Origin of the sequence: Azospirillum griseum, assembly GCF_003966125.1 — a bacterium.
GTDB classification, from domain to species: Bacteria; Pseudomonadota; Alphaproteobacteria; order Azospirillales; family Azospirillaceae; genus Azospirillum; species Azospirillum griseum.
This window is the reverse complement of record NZ_RXMA01000010.1, coordinates 84,356-99,432: the sequence shown is the minus strand read 5'-3', so window position 1 is coordinate 99,432 and position 15,077 is coordinate 84,356. Positions and strand designations below refer to the sequence as shown.

Genomic DNA, 15,077 nt, shown 5'->3' with positions numbered 1-15,077 from the left:
GCCGCGCTGCGCTCACCGTCGCCGGGTTTCGTGAAGGCGCAGGATGGCGACGAAATCGGCGCTTTGCCAATGGCGGGAGCGGGTGAGTTCGGCGCGGATGGACGCGACAAAGGCGTCGATCACCGCCCATTCATCCTCGCTGATCGTCGCGATGTCCGCGAGATAGACGTGGACGACGCGGTGCAATCCTTGGCTGACCGGGCTGATCCAGGGGTCGACGCTCTCACCCATCGCCTTCATCAGGCGGCGGATGCGCAGAAGATGGGCCATGCGGTGGGTCGGCTTTTCATGCTCCTCCGCCTTCATGGCCTGGATGAAGGCGATGCGCCCGCTTTCCACCGCAAACATCCGCAGCGATTTCAGCTCCGGGTTGGCGTAACCGGCGGCTCCCAGATAACGCCCCCAGCGACACACCAGTTCCAGCAGCCACACCACATCCTCGTGATCGGCCACCGGGTTGTGACGGGAGATCATCGCCGCTTGCAGGCGCGCGGCCAACGCCGGCATCACCGTGCCGGTCAGACAGCGGCTGACGTCGGTCAATTGCGCGCGGATCGCCGGGCCGCTGCTGCGGCTGGCGAGAAAGCCGCAGCCCGTGAGCGCCGTCAGGGACCGGTCGAGCCGCTCCACCGCGTTGGCCATCAGCTCGCGCGTGGCGGTGTTGACCGACAGCACGCCGCCATCGCGGATGTCCACATCGCCGAACATGCCGTCCACCACCTCGCGCACGGTGATGCTGGCGGCGTTGAAGTGGGCCAGCAGGGCGCGCAGCAGCGGGTGCGACTCGCGCACCGTCGGCCCGCCATGCTCGCGGATGTGGCGCAGGAAAACGTCGTAGCGCCGCTTGACGTTCAGGCCATAGAGCGGGGCGAACCAGGCCAGAATCTGACTCTGGTCGCGGAAGGGAACCCCAAGATCGCGCACCCGACGAACGAAGCCGACCATCAGGGCGGATTGGCAATCGACCTCGGCGGATCGTTCGTCGCCGTTGTCCTGCATCGCCTCGATGTCGCGGCGCATCCGTTCGGTCAGGGGGACCAGCACCGCGTTGTGCTCCAGCAACGCGCGGACAAAGCCCAGAAGATCACTGTCGATGGTGGCCTTGCGGTTCAGATACTGGGTGCGCAGGCGGGCGTCCTGCAGCGCCTCGTCGTTGGCCAGCGCCAGGAAGCGGTCGCACGCCTTGCGGTCGGCGGTGAGCCGGATCAGATGGCCGAGCGCCTCGCGCCGCATCGTCTCGCGCATCGCCATCGCCTGCGGGCTGGCCATCACGGCGTCGAGCATCGCATCGCGCGACAGATCATCGAGATGGTTTTGAACCTCGGCGGCCAGCCCTGGAAACGCGTACTGGACCAGCGCCGCCCAGATGCCGCCCATGTCCACCCGCTGGATCAGCGCCGGGACCGCTTCGGGCGCGCGGTACAGGATGTGGTCGTCCACCAGAAAGGGTTCGAACAGGCTGGTGAACAGACGGCGCGCCTTCATCGGGCGCAGGCGGTTGAAGTGATCGACCAACGCCTCGCGCAGATGCCGGGCGCGTTCGCCGTTGGAGCTGGAGGCACCATCCACGGCGTCCAGGACAGAGCGGATGGCGTGCATCGGGATGCGCGCCACCACCTCGTCCATCTGTCGCCGGAACGCGGCGGATTCCAGACTTCCCGTAGCCCGGCTTTCAGGGGAGGACGGGAGGTCGCTTGGCAACAAAGTGGATATCGCGCTGTTCATGCCCCAGAACCTCGCCGGACGGTCGTCACCAATCCAAACATGATCCGGGGTGATTATTAAATATCCTTTTCCGGCTAACCGATTCTTGTGTGACGTTTGCGATAAGTATCCGAGTATGTTTTGTTTTGCTTAGGGGGCAAAGCAATCTGTTCTTACCCGCTCACGCCGTCCGCTCCGCCGCGAATTGAGCATCCAGACCGGTGCGGTAATCGGGATAGGTCAACGTCACCCCCAACCGCTGCTTGATGCGATCGTTCTTCACCCGGCGGCAGTCGCTGTAGAAGCTGGCGGCCATCGGCGACAAATCAGCCTGTTCGAAGGGAACCAGCGGCGGCGGGTCCAGCCCGAGCAGACGGCACGCGTACTCGACCACCTCATGCGACGGGGTCGGAAGATCGTCGGCGACGTTGTAGACCGCGCCCAGGGTCGGGCGGTCCATCGACGCGCGCAGCGTCGTGGCGATGTCGTCCACATGGATCCGGCAAAAGACCTGTCCCGGCTTGTCCACCCGCTTGGCCTCGCCCGCCCGCACCGAATCGAGCGCGCTGCGCCCCGGCCCATAGATCCCGGCCAGCCGGAACAGATGCACCGGCACGCCGTATTGACGGTACAGGTTCAGCCACCCGCGTTCGGCCTCGACGCGGCGTTTCTGGCGGTCGCCGGTCGGCTTCAGCCACGCCGCTTCGCTGACCCAATCGCCCTTGGTGTCGCCATAGACCCCGGTGGTGGACAGATAGCCCGCCCAATCCAGCGTCACCAGACTGGCCAGATCCGCGCCATGATGATCCAGCACCGGGTCGCCCTTGGCGTCGGGTGGCACGCTGACCAGCAGATGGGTGGTTCCCGCCAGCGCGGCGGCCGCGTCGGCCAACGGCTTGCCCCGGTCGAACAGAAACGCCTCGATCCCATCGGCGGCCAGCGCCGCGCGCTTCTCCTCGCTGCGGCAGGTGGCGGCGACGCGCCAGCCCTCGGCGCGCAGCCGGTCGGCAAAGACACGGGCGGTGTAGCCAAGACCAAACACGAACAGGCGGGGGGGAGTCGGGCGGGAATCGGGCATCAGGAAACGTCCTTGGGCGGGCCTGGTGGCAAGCCCTTGCGTCGGGTCGGGTGATGGCGGAGTGTAAGGCCACCATGATCCGACGCAACGCTTTCATCGCGCTCGCCGCCCTGTCCCTGTCGGCGACGGTCGCGCTTCCGCCGCTGGCCCAGGCCGCCGCCCCGACCACAACCACCGCCCAAGCCCCGGCTACGGCTTCCGCAACCCAGGACATCAACCGCAAGCTGAAGGAGTGCGCGGCCCAGGCGGAGAGCGACCCGGTCGCCGCGCTGGACCGCGCCCTGCGTTGGCAGGACAGCGGCGGGGGCGATTACGCCCGGCTCTGTCAGGCCCTGGCCCGCTTCCACAAGGGGGAGTTCAAGGCGGCGGGTGAGCAGTTGGAAACGCTAGCCCCGCTGTTGGGCAAGGACGACCCCAAGGCCGCCGCCGCCATCCTGGCGCGCGGCGGGTGGGCGTGGCTGCGCGCGGGCAACCAGACCAAGGCCGAAACGCTGTACAGCGCCGCGCTGGCCAAGCAGCCGGGCGACGTCGATCTGCTGATCGACCGCGCCTTCGCCCGTGCGGAGGCCGAACGTTTCTGGGACGCCGTGGCCGATCTGGACGCCGCGCTCGCCGCCGACCCCAAACGCGCCGACGCCTATCTGTACCGGGCCGCCGCGCACAAGGCGCTGTCGAACCACCGCCAGGCCCTGGCCGACATCGACCGCGCACTGGAGCTGAAACCCGGCGATCCCGAAACCATCCTGCTGCGCGGCAACGTCAAGGCGTTGAGCGGCAGCGTCAACGCCGCACGCGAGGATTGGGCGCTGGTCAAGCGTCTGGCCCCCGACAGCGCGTTTGCCCGCGCAGCCGCCGTCAATCTGGACCGCGCCGCCAAGATGGCCAGCGCCCCGCCGGAAAAGGCGTCGGATAAAACGACAGACAAACCGGCGGACAAACCCAAAGCACCCTGACGGGGCAGCCCACCCGCGCGCCACCCGCGCGCCAAAGTCTTGCAAAGCGCCGCCGGACCCACCAAAGCTTACCATCATGACGTCCTCTCACGCTTCGTCGGGCGGCGGTCTGGGGCTGGGTGGCCGGGTGGTCGCCGTGCTGGGGCCGACCAACACCGGCAAAACCTATTTGGCGATCGAGCGGATGCTTGGTCACAAATCGGGCATGATCGGTTTTCCCCTGCGTCTGCTGGCGCGGGAGAATTACGACCGCATCGTCGCCATCAAGGGCCGCAACGCCGTCGCCCTGGTGACGGGGGAGGAAAAGATCCTGCCCCCCAACCCGTCCTGGTGGGTGTGCACGGTCGAATCCATGCCGCTCGACCGCGTGGTCGATTTCCTGGCGGTGGACGAAATCCAGCTTTGCGCCGATCCCGAACGCGGCCACATCTTCACCGACCGGCTGCTGAACGCGCGCGGTCTGGTGGAGACGATGTTTCTCGGCTCCGACTCGATGCAGCCGCTGATCCGCAAGCTGATTCCGCGCGCCGAGTTCATCAACCGCCCGCGCTTTTCCCAACTGACCTACGCCGGGCACAAGAAGCTCACCCGGCTGCCGCCGCGTTCGGCCATCGTCGCCTTTTCCGCGACCGACGTGTACGCCATGGCCGAGCTGATCCGCCGCCAGCGCGGCGGCACGGCGGTGGTTCTGGGTGCCCTGTCGCCGCGCACGCGCAACGCGCAGGTGGCGCTCTATCAGGCCGGTGAGGTCGATTATCTGGTGGCGACCGACGCCATCGGCATGGGCCTGAACATGGATGTGGACCATGTCGCCTTCGCCCGCATCGTCAAGTTCGACGGCTTCGCCCCGCGCCGCCTGCGCGCCGCCGAGGTGGCGCAGATCGCCGGGCGGGCCGGTCGCCACATGCGCGACGGCACCTTCGGCACCACCGACGAGGTGGGGGAACTGGACGCCGACACCATCAACCGGGTGGAAAACCACGAATTCGAAACGCTGAAGACGCTGACCTGGCGCAACAGCGCCCTGCGATTCGACACGCCGGGCTTTCTGCTGAAATCGCTGGAGGAACGCGCGCCCATCGCGGAACTGCACCGCGCGCGCGACGCCGACGACCATCTCGCCCTCCAGGCCCTGGTCCGCGATTCCGAGGTGATGGATCTGGCCAAGGGCCGCGACGCCGTGCGGCTGCTGTGGGAGGTCTGCCAGATCCCCGATTTCCGCAAGGTGCTGTCGGACGCCCACACCCGGCTCTTGGCGCAGATCTTCAAATCCCTGCGCACCGGCTTCGGGCGGCTGGACAGCGATTGGGTGGGCAAGCAGATCGCCCGGCTCGACCGCACGGAGGGCGACATCGACGCGCTGGTCGCCCGCATCGCCCACATCCGCACCTGGACCTACATTTCCAACCGCCCGGCGTGGTTGAGCGACCCGTTGCACTGGCAGGAGCGCACCCGCGCCATCGAGGACCGGCTGTCCGACGCCCTGCACGAGCGCTTGACGCAACGCTTCATCGACCGCCGGTCGGCCACCCTGTCGCGCACGCTGAAGGATGGCCGCGCCCTGATCGGCGGCGTGCGCGCCGACGGGGAGGTGGTGGTGGAGGGGCACGTCGTCGGCCGTCTGGAGGGCTTCCGCTTCGTCGCCGACGCCCCCGACCGGTCGGAGGAGGCGCGCGCCCTGGAAACCGCCGCGCGCCGCGCCCTGCGCGACGAACTCGCCAAACGGCTGCGCGCCTTCGAACAGGATCCCGACAGCGCCTTTGCCCTGGATCCCGATGGCGTGCTGCGCGCGCAGGGGTTGGCGGTGGCGCGGCTGGGGGCCGGGCCGTCGGTGCTGTCGCCGCTGGTGGTTCCGTTCGACGACGGGATGCTCGATCAGGCCCAGCGCGAGCGGGTGCGCCTCCGCCTCGACAGTTGGGTGAAACAGCACATCTCCGCGCGGCTGAAACCGCTGTTCACCCTGGCGGCCACCGATGGGGCCGGATCGACGGCTGGCAATGGCCTGTCCGGCGCGGCGCGCGGGCTGGTCTTCCAACTGGTCGAGGGGCTGGGGGTGCTGGCGCGCGCGCCGGTCGCCGCCCTGGTCGAGGGCCTGTCGCGCGAGGACCGCAAGGCGCTGGCCCGGCTGGGCGTGCGGTTGGGGGTGTCGCATCTCTACCTGACCGCCCTGGCCAAACCGGCGGCGGTGGCCCTGCGCGGGCTGTTGTGGGCGGTGGCCGCGCGCCATCCCCTGCCGGTGCCGCTGCCGCCGCCGGGCCGGGTGGCGGTCGATCCGGCGGACGCCCCGCCCGCCTTCTGGGAGGCCATCGGCTATCCCCTGCCCGGCAAGACCATGCCCGGTAAAACCATGCCCGGCAAAGGCGGCGCGCGGGCGTTGCGGGTGGACATGCTCGACCGGCTGGAAACGGAGCTGCTGGGGCTGGTCAAAACGAACGCGCCGGTGCGCGAGGTGGCGTTGGGCCAGCGCGTCGGCCTGTCGGCGGAGGAGGTCGCGGCGGTGCTCACCGGCCTGGGCTACACCCGCGCCGAGGCCGAGGATGGCGCGGTGACGTGGAAGCGGCGGCGGCCAACCGGACCGACCCCCGGCGGCAAGGGCGGAGGCAAGGCAAACGGGCGCGCAGCAGTCAACCCGGATCACCCCTTCGCCAAGTTGCGTCAACTGACCGGAGGGTGAGCGCGGGCGCGCCTGTGGACGGTTCCAACCGGCCTTTCCCAACGCAGCCACCTGGGTTAGGCTCCCGCCCCACCGAACGGGAGGAGCGTTTTTCCGATGCTGTACATGTTCCATTGCACCGACAAAGCCGGGGCCGCCGACATCCGCGCCGCCAACCGCGCCGATCATCTGGCCTATCTGGAAAACCACGCGGATCGCCTGTTCGCCGCCGGTCCGCTGCTGTCCGAACCGGACGCCGCCGGGGCGCAGGGCATGGTCGGCAGCCTGCTGATCGTCGAATGCGCCGACGCCGACGCGGCCCAGAGCTTCGCCGCCAACGATCCCTACGCCAAGGCCGGCCTGTTCGACAGCGTGACGATCCGCCCCTGGCGCCGCGTTTTCCCCAAGGCCTGAGCGGGAGCGGCGGAACCATGGCCTATTGGCTGCTGAAATCGGAACCCTTCAAATACTCCTGGGACCGGATGCTCGCTGACGGGCGCACCCACTGGGACGGCGTGCGCAACCATCAGGCGTCCAACAACCTGAAGGCCATGCAGGTCGGCGACCGCGCCTTTTTCTACCATTCCAACGAAGGGTTGGCGGTGGTCGGCGTGGTGGAGATCGCCCGCACCTATTACCCCGATCCCAGCGATCCGGCGGGACGGTTCGGCATGGTCGATGTCCAGCCGGTCAAGCCGGTGGTCACGCCGGTCACGCTGAAGCAGATGAAGGCGGACCCGGAGTTGCAGGGCATGGCGCTGGTCCGCCAATCCCGCCTGTCGGTCTGCCCGGTGACGGACGCCGAATGGGCGCGCGTGTGTTCGCTCGCGGGGATCGAGGCGTAAAGCCCCCGATCCCCCGGCACTCTTGCTCAACCGTCCGCCGGTTCGCGGATCGCCGCCTGGAAATCCTGGGTGGCCTGAAGCATCCGGCGGGCGAGTTCCCGCACCTCCTGTGCGGCCGCCGCGTTGGACAGGCCGAGCGGCGAGGCTCCATCAAGCCCCCCGGCGGGCAACAGGCGCAAGGTGGCGTCGATCGCCATCAGGCTGGTGCGGTCGCCGATCTGGGTCAACCGGGCGGCGTTGGCGATGGCGTGATCGGTGATGACTCGATTAGCGATGGGTTGCCGCTGCACCGCGCCGTCCGCCACGACCGCTTCATCCGCGCTGGTTGTGTTGGTCATCCTCTGATCCCTGTTCCGCCCTTTGTCCAGACGATCCCGGCACACCGCATGATGGTAGGGACGCCCGGTTAAAGCCCCGTTAAGCAAGGGACATTCCCGAGCCTTCCACTCAAGCGTCGCTTCACAAGAAAAACAGGGCCTGTCGCCGCTTCGATCAAGACCGGTCAAGAAGAGGCCATGGTCATACCGGTGCCCGCCGTTGCGTCACCCGGTCGCGGTGGGGCGCGCGAATCAGGGAAAACCCGAAGATATGTCTAGGGAATAATAAGTCTCGCGCAGCACGCAACACGACACAATCCTCCTTTGGTCGGGGGTGTCTTCGGGCCGTTCCGCTTGTTCGCACTGCAACTTGTGTGGATAATACGCCTCAACACGGGCGGCGGCCCGCCGCCCACCAAACAGCTTCCGAATCAACGCGGAGGCCAACGGGGGAATCGCGCAGCTATGACCAGCGACAACAGCTATTTTCCGGTGTCCAACGAGGTTGCCAAGGCGGCGCACATCGATGCCGACGCCTATGCCCGGATGTACAAGCAGTCGGTCGAGGATTCCGAAGGCTTCTGGGGCGAGCAGGGCAAGCGTCTGGACTGGATCAAGCCCTACAGCAAGGTGAAGGACGTCGATTTCAGCGGCGACGTGCACATCCGCTGGTTCTACGACGGCACGCTGAACGTGTCGGCCAACTGCATCGACCGCCATCTCGCCACCCGTGGCGACCAGACCGCCATCCTGTTCGAAGGCGATGACCCGGGCGTGTCCAAGGCCATCACCTACAAGGAACTGCACGAGCAGGTCTGCCGTCTGGCCAATGTGCTGAAGAAGAACGGCGTCAAGAAGGGCGACCGCGTCACCATCTATCTGCCGATGATCCCGGAAGCGGCCTATGCGATGCTGGCCTGCACCCGCATCGGCGCGATCCACTCCATCGTCTTCGGCGGCTTCTCGCCCGACAGCCTGAAGGACCGCATCGTCGATTGCGACAGCCATTTCGTCATCACCTCCGACGAGGGTCTGCGCGGCGGCCGCAAGGTGCCGCTGAAGGCCAACGCCGACAAGGCGGTGGCGGCGGCGGGCGTCGTCAAGCATGTGCTGGTCGTCAAGCACACCGGCGGCAAGGTCGATTGGACCGAGGGCCGCGATCTTTGGTACCATGAGGAAGTCGCGTCGGTGTCCGCCGATTGCCCGCCGGAAGAGATGAGCGCGGAGGATCCGCTGTTCATCCTCTACACCTCTGGCTCCACCGGCAAGCCCAAGGGCGTTCTGCACACCACCGGCGGCTATCTGGTCTACGCGTCGATGACGCACCAGTATGTCTTCGATTACAAGGACGGCGACGTCTATTGGTGCACCGCCGACGTGGGGTGGGTCACGGGCCACAGCTACATCGTCTATGGCCCGCTGGCCAACGGTGCCACCACGCTGATGTTCGAAGGCATCCCGACCTACCCGGACGTCTCCCGCTTCTGGCAGGTGATCGACAAGCACAAGGTCAACATCTTCTACACCGCGCCGACCGCCATCCGCTCGCTGATGCGCGAGGGCGAAGGCCCGGTGAAGAAGACCTCGCGCGCGTCGCTGCGCGTCCTGGGGTCGGTGGGCGAGCCGATCAACCCCGAAGCCTGGCTGTGGTACTACAACGTCGTCGGCGATGGCCGCTGCCCGATCGTGGACACCTGGTGGCAGACGGAAACCGGCGGCATCCTGATCACCCCGCTGATCGGGGCCATCGGCCAGAAGCCAGGCTCGGCGACCAAGCCCTTCTTCGGCGTGCAGCCCGTCGTGGTCGACAACGAAGGCGTGGTTCTGGACGGCGAGACCGAGGGCAACCTCTGCATGGCCGACGCCTGGCCCGGCATGATGCGCACGGTGTATGGCGACCACGAACGCTTCGTCCAGACCTACTTCTCGACCTTCGCCGGGAAGTATTTCACCGGTGACGGCTGCCGCCGCGACGCCGATGGCTATTACTGGATCACCGGCCGTGTGGACGACGTCATCAACGTGTCGGGCCACCGCATGGGCACCGCCGAGGTCGAAAGCGCGCTGGTCGCCCACCCGAAGGTGGCGGAGGCCGCCGTCGTCGGCTACCCGCACGACCTGAAGGGCCAGGGTATCTACGCCTACGTCACGCTCAACGCCGGGGAAGAGCCATCGGAAGAGCTGCGCAAGGAGTTGGTGAACTGGGTCCGCAAGGAAATCGGCCCGATCGCCTCGCCGGACCTGATCCAGTGGGCGCCCGGCCTGCCGAAGACCCGGTCGGGCAAGATCATGCGCCGCATCCTGCGCAAGATCGCCGCGAACGAACACGACTCGCTCGGCGACACCTCGACGCTCGCCGATCCGGGCGTGGTGACGGACCTGATCGACAACCGCATGAACAACGCCTGATCGTTGCGCAGCGGTTGCCGGTGACGGCATGAAAAAACCGGGGGCCGCGAGGCTCCCGGTTTTGTTTTTGCCGACTTTGCTTTTGTCAGCGTTGCCTTTGCCGAGGGTGCTCGTGCGCCTCAGGCCCCCTCGCCCCGGAACGGGCGGGACAGCAGCCCGTCGATGGTGGCGTCTAGACCGGCCCCCCGGTTGAGGATGGCGTCCACCGCCGCGCAGATCGGCATTTCCACCCCCAGCCGCGCGGCCAGACCGACCACGGCGGCGGCGGTGTAAACGCCCTCGGCCACCGACCGGCGGGCGGCGAGGATGTCGGCCAGCGTCTGGCCCGCGCCCAGCGCCGCACCCAGCGACATGTTCCGCGATTGCAGGCTGGAGCAGGTCAGGGTCAGGTCGCCCAGGCCCGACAGCCCCATCAGCGTGTCGGCCCGCCCGCCCAGCGCCAGCGCCAGCCGGGTGATTTCCGCCAACCCACGGGTGATCAGCGCGGCGCGCGCGTTGTCGCCCAGCCGTCGGCCCTCGACCACGCCGCAGGCGATGGCCAGCACGTTTTTCACCGCCCCGCCGATCTGCGATCCGATCACGTCGTCGCTGCGGTAGGGGCGAAAGCTGCGGCTGCCCAGCGCCTCGACCAGCGCGGTCCCGAGCGCGGCGTCGGCGCAGGCCAGCGTCACCGCCGTCGGCAAACCGCGCGCCACCTCCGCCGCGAAGGTCGGGCCGGACAGGATGGCCAGCGGCGTTCCGGTGGGCAGCGCCGCCGCCACCGCCTCGCTCATCAGGGCGAAGCTGTCCAGCTCGATGCCCTTGGCGCAGACCACCACCGGCACGCCGGGGCGCAACGCCGGGGCCAGTTGGGCGCACATGGCGCGGGCGTGCTGGGCGGGCGAGACCAGCAGAACGGCGTCGCACGCCCCGATGTCGGCAAGGTCGCCGGTGACGCGCAGCGCCTCGGGGAAGGGCACGCCGGGCAAGTAATCGCGATTCTCGCGGTCGGCGGCCATCGCCGCCACCTGCGCCGGTTTGCGCGCCCACAGCCAGGTGTCGCGCCCGGCGCGGTGCGCGGCCAGCGCCAACGCCGTGCCCCAGGCCCCGGCCCCCAACACGCCGATGCGGGACAGGGCGGGAGACAGATGGGTGGTCATGGAAGCGATCCTTGCGGCAAAGGGCCTGACGTCATCACGCCTTCACGCCCGACCCCACCCCCGCCCGCCCGATCACCGGGGCGGCGCTGGGGTCGAGCGGCCAGCGCGGGCGCGGGGCGAAGCTCAACGGATCCTGTTCGCCCAACCGGAACCGCTCGATCCCGGCCCAGGCAATCATCGCCGCGTTGTCGGTGCACAGCCGCAGCGGCGGGGCGACGAAGGGCATGGCTTCGCGGTCGGCCAGCGTCTGCAAACGGGCGCGCAGCGTCTTGTTCGCCGCCACCCCACCGGCGACGACCAGCGCGCCGCCCTGCGGGTGATCCTGCTTGAAACGGGCGATGGCGCGGGCGCAACGGTCGGCCATCACCTCCGCCACCGTGGCCTGAAAGGCGGCGGCGAGGTCGTCGCGGTCGGCGTCGGAGAGTCCGGCGCCCGACAGAGCGCCCACCTCCTCCACATGCCGCCGCACGGCGGTTTTCAGGCCGGAAAAGGAGAAATCGCAGCCGGGCCGCCCGACCAGCGGGCGCGGCAGGGCGAAGCGGCCAGGGTTTCTGGCCCGCGCGGCGGCCTGTTCCACCAGCGGCCCGCCGGGATAGCCCAGCCCCAGCAGCTTGGCGGTCTTGTCAAAGGCTTCACCGACCGCGTCGTCGATGGTGGTCCCGAGTCGGCGGTAGCGCCCGACGCCCTCGACCACCAGCAATTGGCAGTGACCGCCCGACACCAGCAGCAGCAGGTAAGGAAAGGCGACGTCGTGGGTCAGCCGCGCGGTCAGGGCGTGACCTTCCAGATGGTTGACGGCGACGAAGGGCAGGTTGCGCGCCGCCGCGATGGCCTTGGCGGTCATCACCCCGACGATGACGCCGCCGATCAGCCCCGGCCCGCCGGTGGCGGCGATGGCGTCCAGATCGCCAAAGCCGACCCCGGCCTCGGCCATGGCGCGGCGGACCAGCCCGTCCAGATGCTCCAGATGGGCGCGCGCGGCGATTTCCGGGACCACACCGCCATAGGGCGTGTGGTCGTCCAATTGCGACAGGACCACGTCGGCGCGGATCTCGCGCGCGTCGGTGACGACGGCGGCGGCCGTCTCGTCGCAGCTCGTTTCGATTCCCAGGACGATCATGCCGCCAAACTAGCCGCGTTGGCGGCGTGGGTATAGGGTTTTGGCGGCCTCCCTCCCCCGGCTCCCCTTTCCGCGCCCCCCGCCCCGGATCCCAGCCCCAGATCCCAGCCCCAGATCCCCACCCTGGACCGTCGATGAACCCCGACACGCCCGCCGACGACGCCAGCATCCTTTATTACGACGCCGATTACCCCTCGCTGGAGCTTGGCCCGGCCAGCCCGGACGCGGTGCGGGCGCTGGCCCGCATCGGTCTGCTGGGCGATGTCGGCTTCTACGCCGAACAGGCGGCGGCGCACGCGGCGGGTGGTCGGCCCGTGCTGGAACTGGGCTGCGGGACCGGGCGGATCGCCATCCCGCTGGCCCGCCGGGGGTTCGCGGTGTGGGGCGTGGAGATTGCCGACGCGATGCTCGACCACCTGCGCGACCGGCTCACCGCCGAGTCGGCGGACACGCGGGCGCGGTTGCGGCTGGTGCGGCAGGACGCCGCCGCGCTGGATCTGCCCGCGCTCGCCCCACCCCATCCCGGCGCGGGCCTGCTGCTGCTGCCCTTCAACCTGCTGATGCTGATCCCCGACCGCGCGCAGGCGGTGCGGGCCTTGGCCGCCGGTGCCCGTCACCTCGCCCCCGATGGCCGCTTCGCCCTGGACGTGATGAACCCGGCCACGCTGCCGCAGGAGGCCGACCACGCCCCCGCCCCATCGCAGCCGCGCCGCAACCCGCGCACCGGCCATCCTTACGTGCGTCACGCCCAATTGTCGGCGGTGGACGGGCGTGGGGTGCAGCGGATCACCGGCTGGTACGACGAGTTGCGGCCCGATGGCGGCATCCACACCACCCGCTTTGCCTTCGATTGGCGGATGATCGACCGGGCCGAGTTGACCGCCATGCTGGCCGAGGCCGGGTTGAGGGCCGACGCGTTCCACGGCGATTTCGACGGCGCGCCCTGGACCGATGCCAGCCCCCGCATCGTCGCCGTCGGTGGCCGCGCCGGATCGCCGCAGCAAGCCGGATGACTCCGGCTGAGCCAACCCTTGCAAAGCCGCGCGGATGGCCTAGAAGTGGACGCCATGACGACGACGCAACCGCTCCGCATCGGCACGCGCGGCAGCCCGCTGGCGCTGGCGCAGGCCCACGAAACCCGCGATCGCCTGATCGCCGCCCACCCCCACCTCGCCGCTCCCGGCGCGATCGAGATCGTGATCCTCAAGACCACGGGCGACCGCATCCAGGACCGCACCCTGGCGGAGGCGGGCGGCAAGGGCCTGTTCACCAAGGAGCTGGAGGAGGCGCTGTTTGATGGCCGCGCCGATCTGGCCGTCCATTCGATGAAGGACGTGCCGACCCAGCTTCCCGACGGGCTGGAGATCGCCACCCTGTTGCCGCGCGAGGATCCGCGCGACGCGTTCTTTTCCCGGACCGGCTGCGCGTTGGCCGATCTGCCGCCGGGTGCGGTGGTGGGCACGGCGGGTCTGCGCCGTCAGGCCCAGGTGCTGGAGCTGCGCCCTGATCTGACCATTTTCCCGCTGCGCGGCAACGTGCAAACCCGCCTGTCCAAGCTGGACGCCGGGGAGGTGGACGCCACCCTGCTGGCGCTCGCCGGGCTGCGCCGTCTGGGCCTGACCGACCGCATCACCACGATCCTGGAACCGGACACCATGCTGCCCGCCGTGGCGCAGGGGGCCATCGGCATCGAAATCCGCAGCGCCGACGACGCCACCCGCGCCCTGATCGCCCCGCTGAACTGCGCGGCCACCGCCACGCGGGTGACGGCGGAGCGGGCCTTGCTCGCCGCCCTTGATGGGTCCTGCCGCACGCCCATCGCCGCGCTGGCGACGCTGGACGGCGAGGCGTTGTCCCTGCGGGTCAAGGTGCTGTCGAACGACGGACGCCGCGTCTTCCACGCCGCGCGCAGCGGAACGGCGGGCGACGCCGCCACGATGGGGGCCGACGCCGGGGCGGAGATCAAGGCGCAGCTTCCCGCCGATTTCTTCACCACGCCCTGACCGAAACCGCATGAGCGACCGCTCCGCCGCACCGGTTCCCCCCTCGACGGACGGGCGTACGCGTCTGCTCGTCACCCGCCCATGGGAGGACGCCGAACCGCTGGTGCGGCGGCTGTCCGCCCTGGGCTACGCCTGCGCCATCGAACCGATGCTGGAGATGGTGTGGCTCGACGGGCCGGAACCGGACCTGACCGGCGTACAGGCGTTGCTGTTCACCAGCGCCAACGGCGTACGGGGGTATGCGCGGCGTACGGACCGCCGCGACCGCCCGGTCTACGCCGTCGGCGACGCCACCGCGCGGGCGGCGACCGGGGCCGGGTTTTCCCAGGTGGAGAGCGCTGCGGGCGATGTGTACGCGCTGGCCGACCTCGTCCGCCGCCGTTGCCAGCCGGTGGACGGTTCCCTGCTGCATGTGGCGGGCAGCAAGGTCGCGGGCGATCTGGCCGGGCTGCTGGGAACGGCCGGATTCACCCTGACCCGCGCCGTGCTGTACGACGCCGTACCCGCCACCGCGCTGTCCGCGCCGACTGCGGCGTTTTTGCGTACGTCGGCGATCGGCAATGTCTTGTTTTTCTCTCCCCGCACCGCGCGTTCCTTTGTTAAGTTGCTGGCCGAGGCGGACCTGATCGACCGGTGTCGTACGGTCGATGCGCTCTGCCTCAGCCCCGCCGTTGCGGAGGCTGCCCGCGCGTACGGCCAAGGCGGTGAAACGCCGTGGCACCGCGTACGGGTGGCGTCCCGACCGGATCAGGACGCCTTGCTCGACCTGTTGCCGCCGCTGACCGGCGGTACGGGGTGAGGATGCCGGTTCGGTGGCTGTGGCGTTGCGACGAACAACAGCGAACCGAAGGTACAC

13 protein-coding genes are annotated in these 15,077 nt (G+C 69.1%); 8 read left to right on the top strand and 5 right to left on the bottom strand.

Features of this window, described 5'->3' with window-relative positions:
• Positions 1 to 12: 12 nt before the first annotated feature.
• Both EJ903_RS12560 and EJ903_RS12555 read right to left on the bottom strand, forming a co-directional pair.
• Positions 13 to 1,725: a hypothetical protein gene (locus EJ903_RS12560; protein ID WP_210211436.1), complete on the bottom strand. Its 1,713-nt coding sequence runs from the start codon at positions 1,723 to 1,725 to the stop codon at positions 13 to 15.
• 160 nt (positions 1,726 to 1,885) lie between these two features.
• A complete protein-coding gene (locus tag EJ903_RS12555) occupies positions 1,886 to 2,782 on the bottom strand; it encodes an SDR family oxidoreductase (RefSeq protein ID WP_126615684.1) in 897 nt (298 codons plus the stop codon).
• A 74-nt stretch (positions 2,783 to 2,856) separates the two neighbouring features.
• On the opposite strand from EJ903_RS12555, the gene EJ903_RS12550 reads away from it, so the two are divergent.
• The 4 genes from EJ903_RS12550 to EJ903_RS12535 all read left to right on the top strand — a co-directional run bounded on the left by EJ903_RS12550 (position 2,857) and on the right by EJ903_RS12535 (position 7,233).
• Positions 2,857 to 3,735, top strand: coding sequence for a tetratricopeptide repeat protein (locus EJ903_RS12550; RefSeq protein WP_126615682.1), 879 nt, complete (start codon positions 2,857 to 2,859; stop codon positions 3,733 to 3,735).
• A 76-nt stretch (positions 3,736 to 3,811) separates the two neighbouring features.
• On the top strand, positions 3,812 to 6,409 hold the full coding sequence (locus EJ903_RS12545; RefSeq protein ID WP_126615680.1) for a helicase-related protein: 2,598 nt from the start codon (positions 3,812 to 3,814) through the stop codon (positions 6,407 to 6,409).
• Between the two features lie 96 nt (positions 6,410 to 6,505).
• Entirely contained in the window at positions 6,506 to 6,802 is a 297-nt protein-coding gene (locus EJ903_RS12540) for a YciI family protein (protein ID WP_126615678.1), read from the top strand.
• Between the two features lie 17 nt (positions 6,803 to 6,819).
• Positions 6,820 to 7,233: an EVE domain-containing protein gene (locus EJ903_RS12535; RefSeq protein ID WP_126615676.1), complete on the top strand. Its 414-nt coding sequence runs from the start codon at positions 6,820 to 6,822 to the stop codon at positions 7,231 to 7,233.
• 26 nt (positions 7,234 to 7,259) lie between these two features.
• Here the strand turns inward: EJ903_RS12535 and EJ903_RS12530 are convergent, their stop codons facing one another.
• A complete protein-coding gene (locus EJ903_RS12530) occupies positions 7,260 to 7,571 on the bottom strand; it encodes a hypothetical protein (RefSeq protein ID WP_126615674.1) in 312 nt (103 codons plus the stop codon).
• 444 nt (positions 7,572 to 8,015) lie between these two features.
• On the opposite strand from EJ903_RS12530, the gene acs reads away from it, so the two are divergent.
• Entirely contained in the window at positions 8,016 to 9,959 is a 1,944-nt protein-coding gene (acs, locus tag EJ903_RS12525) for an acetate--CoA ligase (RefSeq protein ID WP_126615672.1), read from the top strand.
• Positions 9,960 to 10,078: 119 nt separating this feature from the next.
• Here acs and EJ903_RS12520 read toward each other — a convergent pair whose 3' ends face one another.
• On the bottom strand, positions 10,079 to 11,086 hold the full coding sequence (locus EJ903_RS12520) for an NAD(P)H-dependent glycerol-3-phosphate dehydrogenase (protein ID WP_377007001.1): 1,008 nt from the start codon (positions 11,084 to 11,086) through the stop codon (positions 10,079 to 10,081).
• Between the two features lie 46 nt (positions 11,087 to 11,132).
• Positions 11,133 to 12,218 carry a tRNA (adenosine(37)-N6)-threonylcarbamoyltransferase complex transferase subunit TsaD gene (gene tsaD, locus EJ903_RS12515; RefSeq protein WP_126615668.1) on the bottom strand — a complete coding sequence of 362 codons (1,086 nt, stop codon included), beginning with the start codon at positions 12,216 to 12,218 and terminating at the stop codon, positions 11,133 to 11,135.
• A gap of 134 nt (positions 12,219 to 12,352) precedes the next feature.
• Here tsaD and EJ903_RS12510 point away from each other — a divergent pair, with 134 nt between their 5' ends.
• The 3 genes from EJ903_RS12510 to EJ903_RS12500 are packed head-to-tail and all read left to right on the top strand — an operon-like array spanning position 12,353 to position 15,020.
• Complete coding sequence (locus EJ903_RS12510; protein ID WP_126615666.1) at positions 12,353 to 13,231, top strand: class I SAM-dependent methyltransferase; 879 nt, start codon at positions 12,353 to 12,355, stop codon at positions 13,229 to 13,231.
• A gap of 54 nt (positions 13,232 to 13,285) precedes the next feature.
• Positions 13,286 to 14,221, top strand: a complete 936-nt coding sequence (gene hemC / locus EJ903_RS12505; RefSeq protein ID WP_126615664.1) for a hydroxymethylbilane synthase — start codon at positions 13,286 to 13,288, stop codon at positions 14,219 to 14,221.
• 10 nt (positions 14,222 to 14,231) lie between these two features.
• A complete protein-coding gene (locus EJ903_RS12500) occupies positions 14,232 to 15,020 on the top strand; it encodes a uroporphyrinogen-III synthase (protein ID WP_126615662.1) in 789 nt (262 codons plus the stop codon).
• Positions 15,021 to 15,077: the final 57 nt, after the last annotated feature.

Bases quoted from the DNA above. Each gene is read 5' to 3' on its own strand.
- EJ903_RS12560 (WP_210211436.1), bottom strand. From the start codon at position 1,725: ATGAACAGCGCGATATCCACTTTGTTGCCAAGCGACCTCCCGTCCTCC.
- EJ903_RS12555 (WP_126615684.1), bottom strand. From the start codon at position 2,782: ATGCCCGATTCCCGCCCGACTCCCCCCCGCCTGTTCGTGTTTGGTCTT.
- EJ903_RS12550 (WP_126615682.1), top strand. From the start codon at position 2,857: ATGATCCGACGCAACGCTTTCATCGCGCTCGCCGCCCTGTCCCTGTCG.
- EJ903_RS12545 (WP_126615680.1), top strand. From the start codon at position 3,812: ATGACGTCCTCTCACGCTTCGTCGGGCGGCGGTCTGGGGCTGGGTGGC.
- EJ903_RS12540 (WP_126615678.1), top strand. From the start codon at position 6,506: ATGCTGTACATGTTCCATTGCACCGACAAAGCCGGGGCCGCCGACATC.
- EJ903_RS12535 (WP_126615676.1), top strand. From the start codon at position 6,820: ATGGCCTATTGGCTGCTGAAATCGGAACCCTTCAAATACTCCTGGGAC.
- EJ903_RS12530 (WP_126615674.1), bottom strand. From the start codon at position 7,571: ATGACCAACACAACCAGCGCGGATGAAGCGGTCGTGGCGGACGGCGCG.
- acs (WP_126615672.1), top strand. From the start codon at position 8,016: ATGACCAGCGACAACAGCTATTTTCCGGTGTCCAACGAGGTTGCCAAG.
- tsaD (WP_126615668.1), bottom strand. From the start codon at position 12,218: ATGATCGTCCTGGGAATCGAAACGAGCTGCGACGAGACGGCCGCCGCC.
- EJ903_RS12510 (WP_126615666.1), top strand. From the start codon at position 12,353: ATGAACCCCGACACGCCCGCCGACGACGCCAGCATCCTTTATTACGAC.
- hemC (WP_126615664.1), top strand. From the start codon at position 13,286: ATGACGACGACGCAACCGCTCCGCATCGGCACGCGCGGCAGCCCGCTG.
- EJ903_RS12500 (WP_126615662.1), top strand. From the start codon at position 14,232: ATGAGCGACCGCTCCGCCGCACCGGTTCCCCCCTCGACGGACGGGCGT.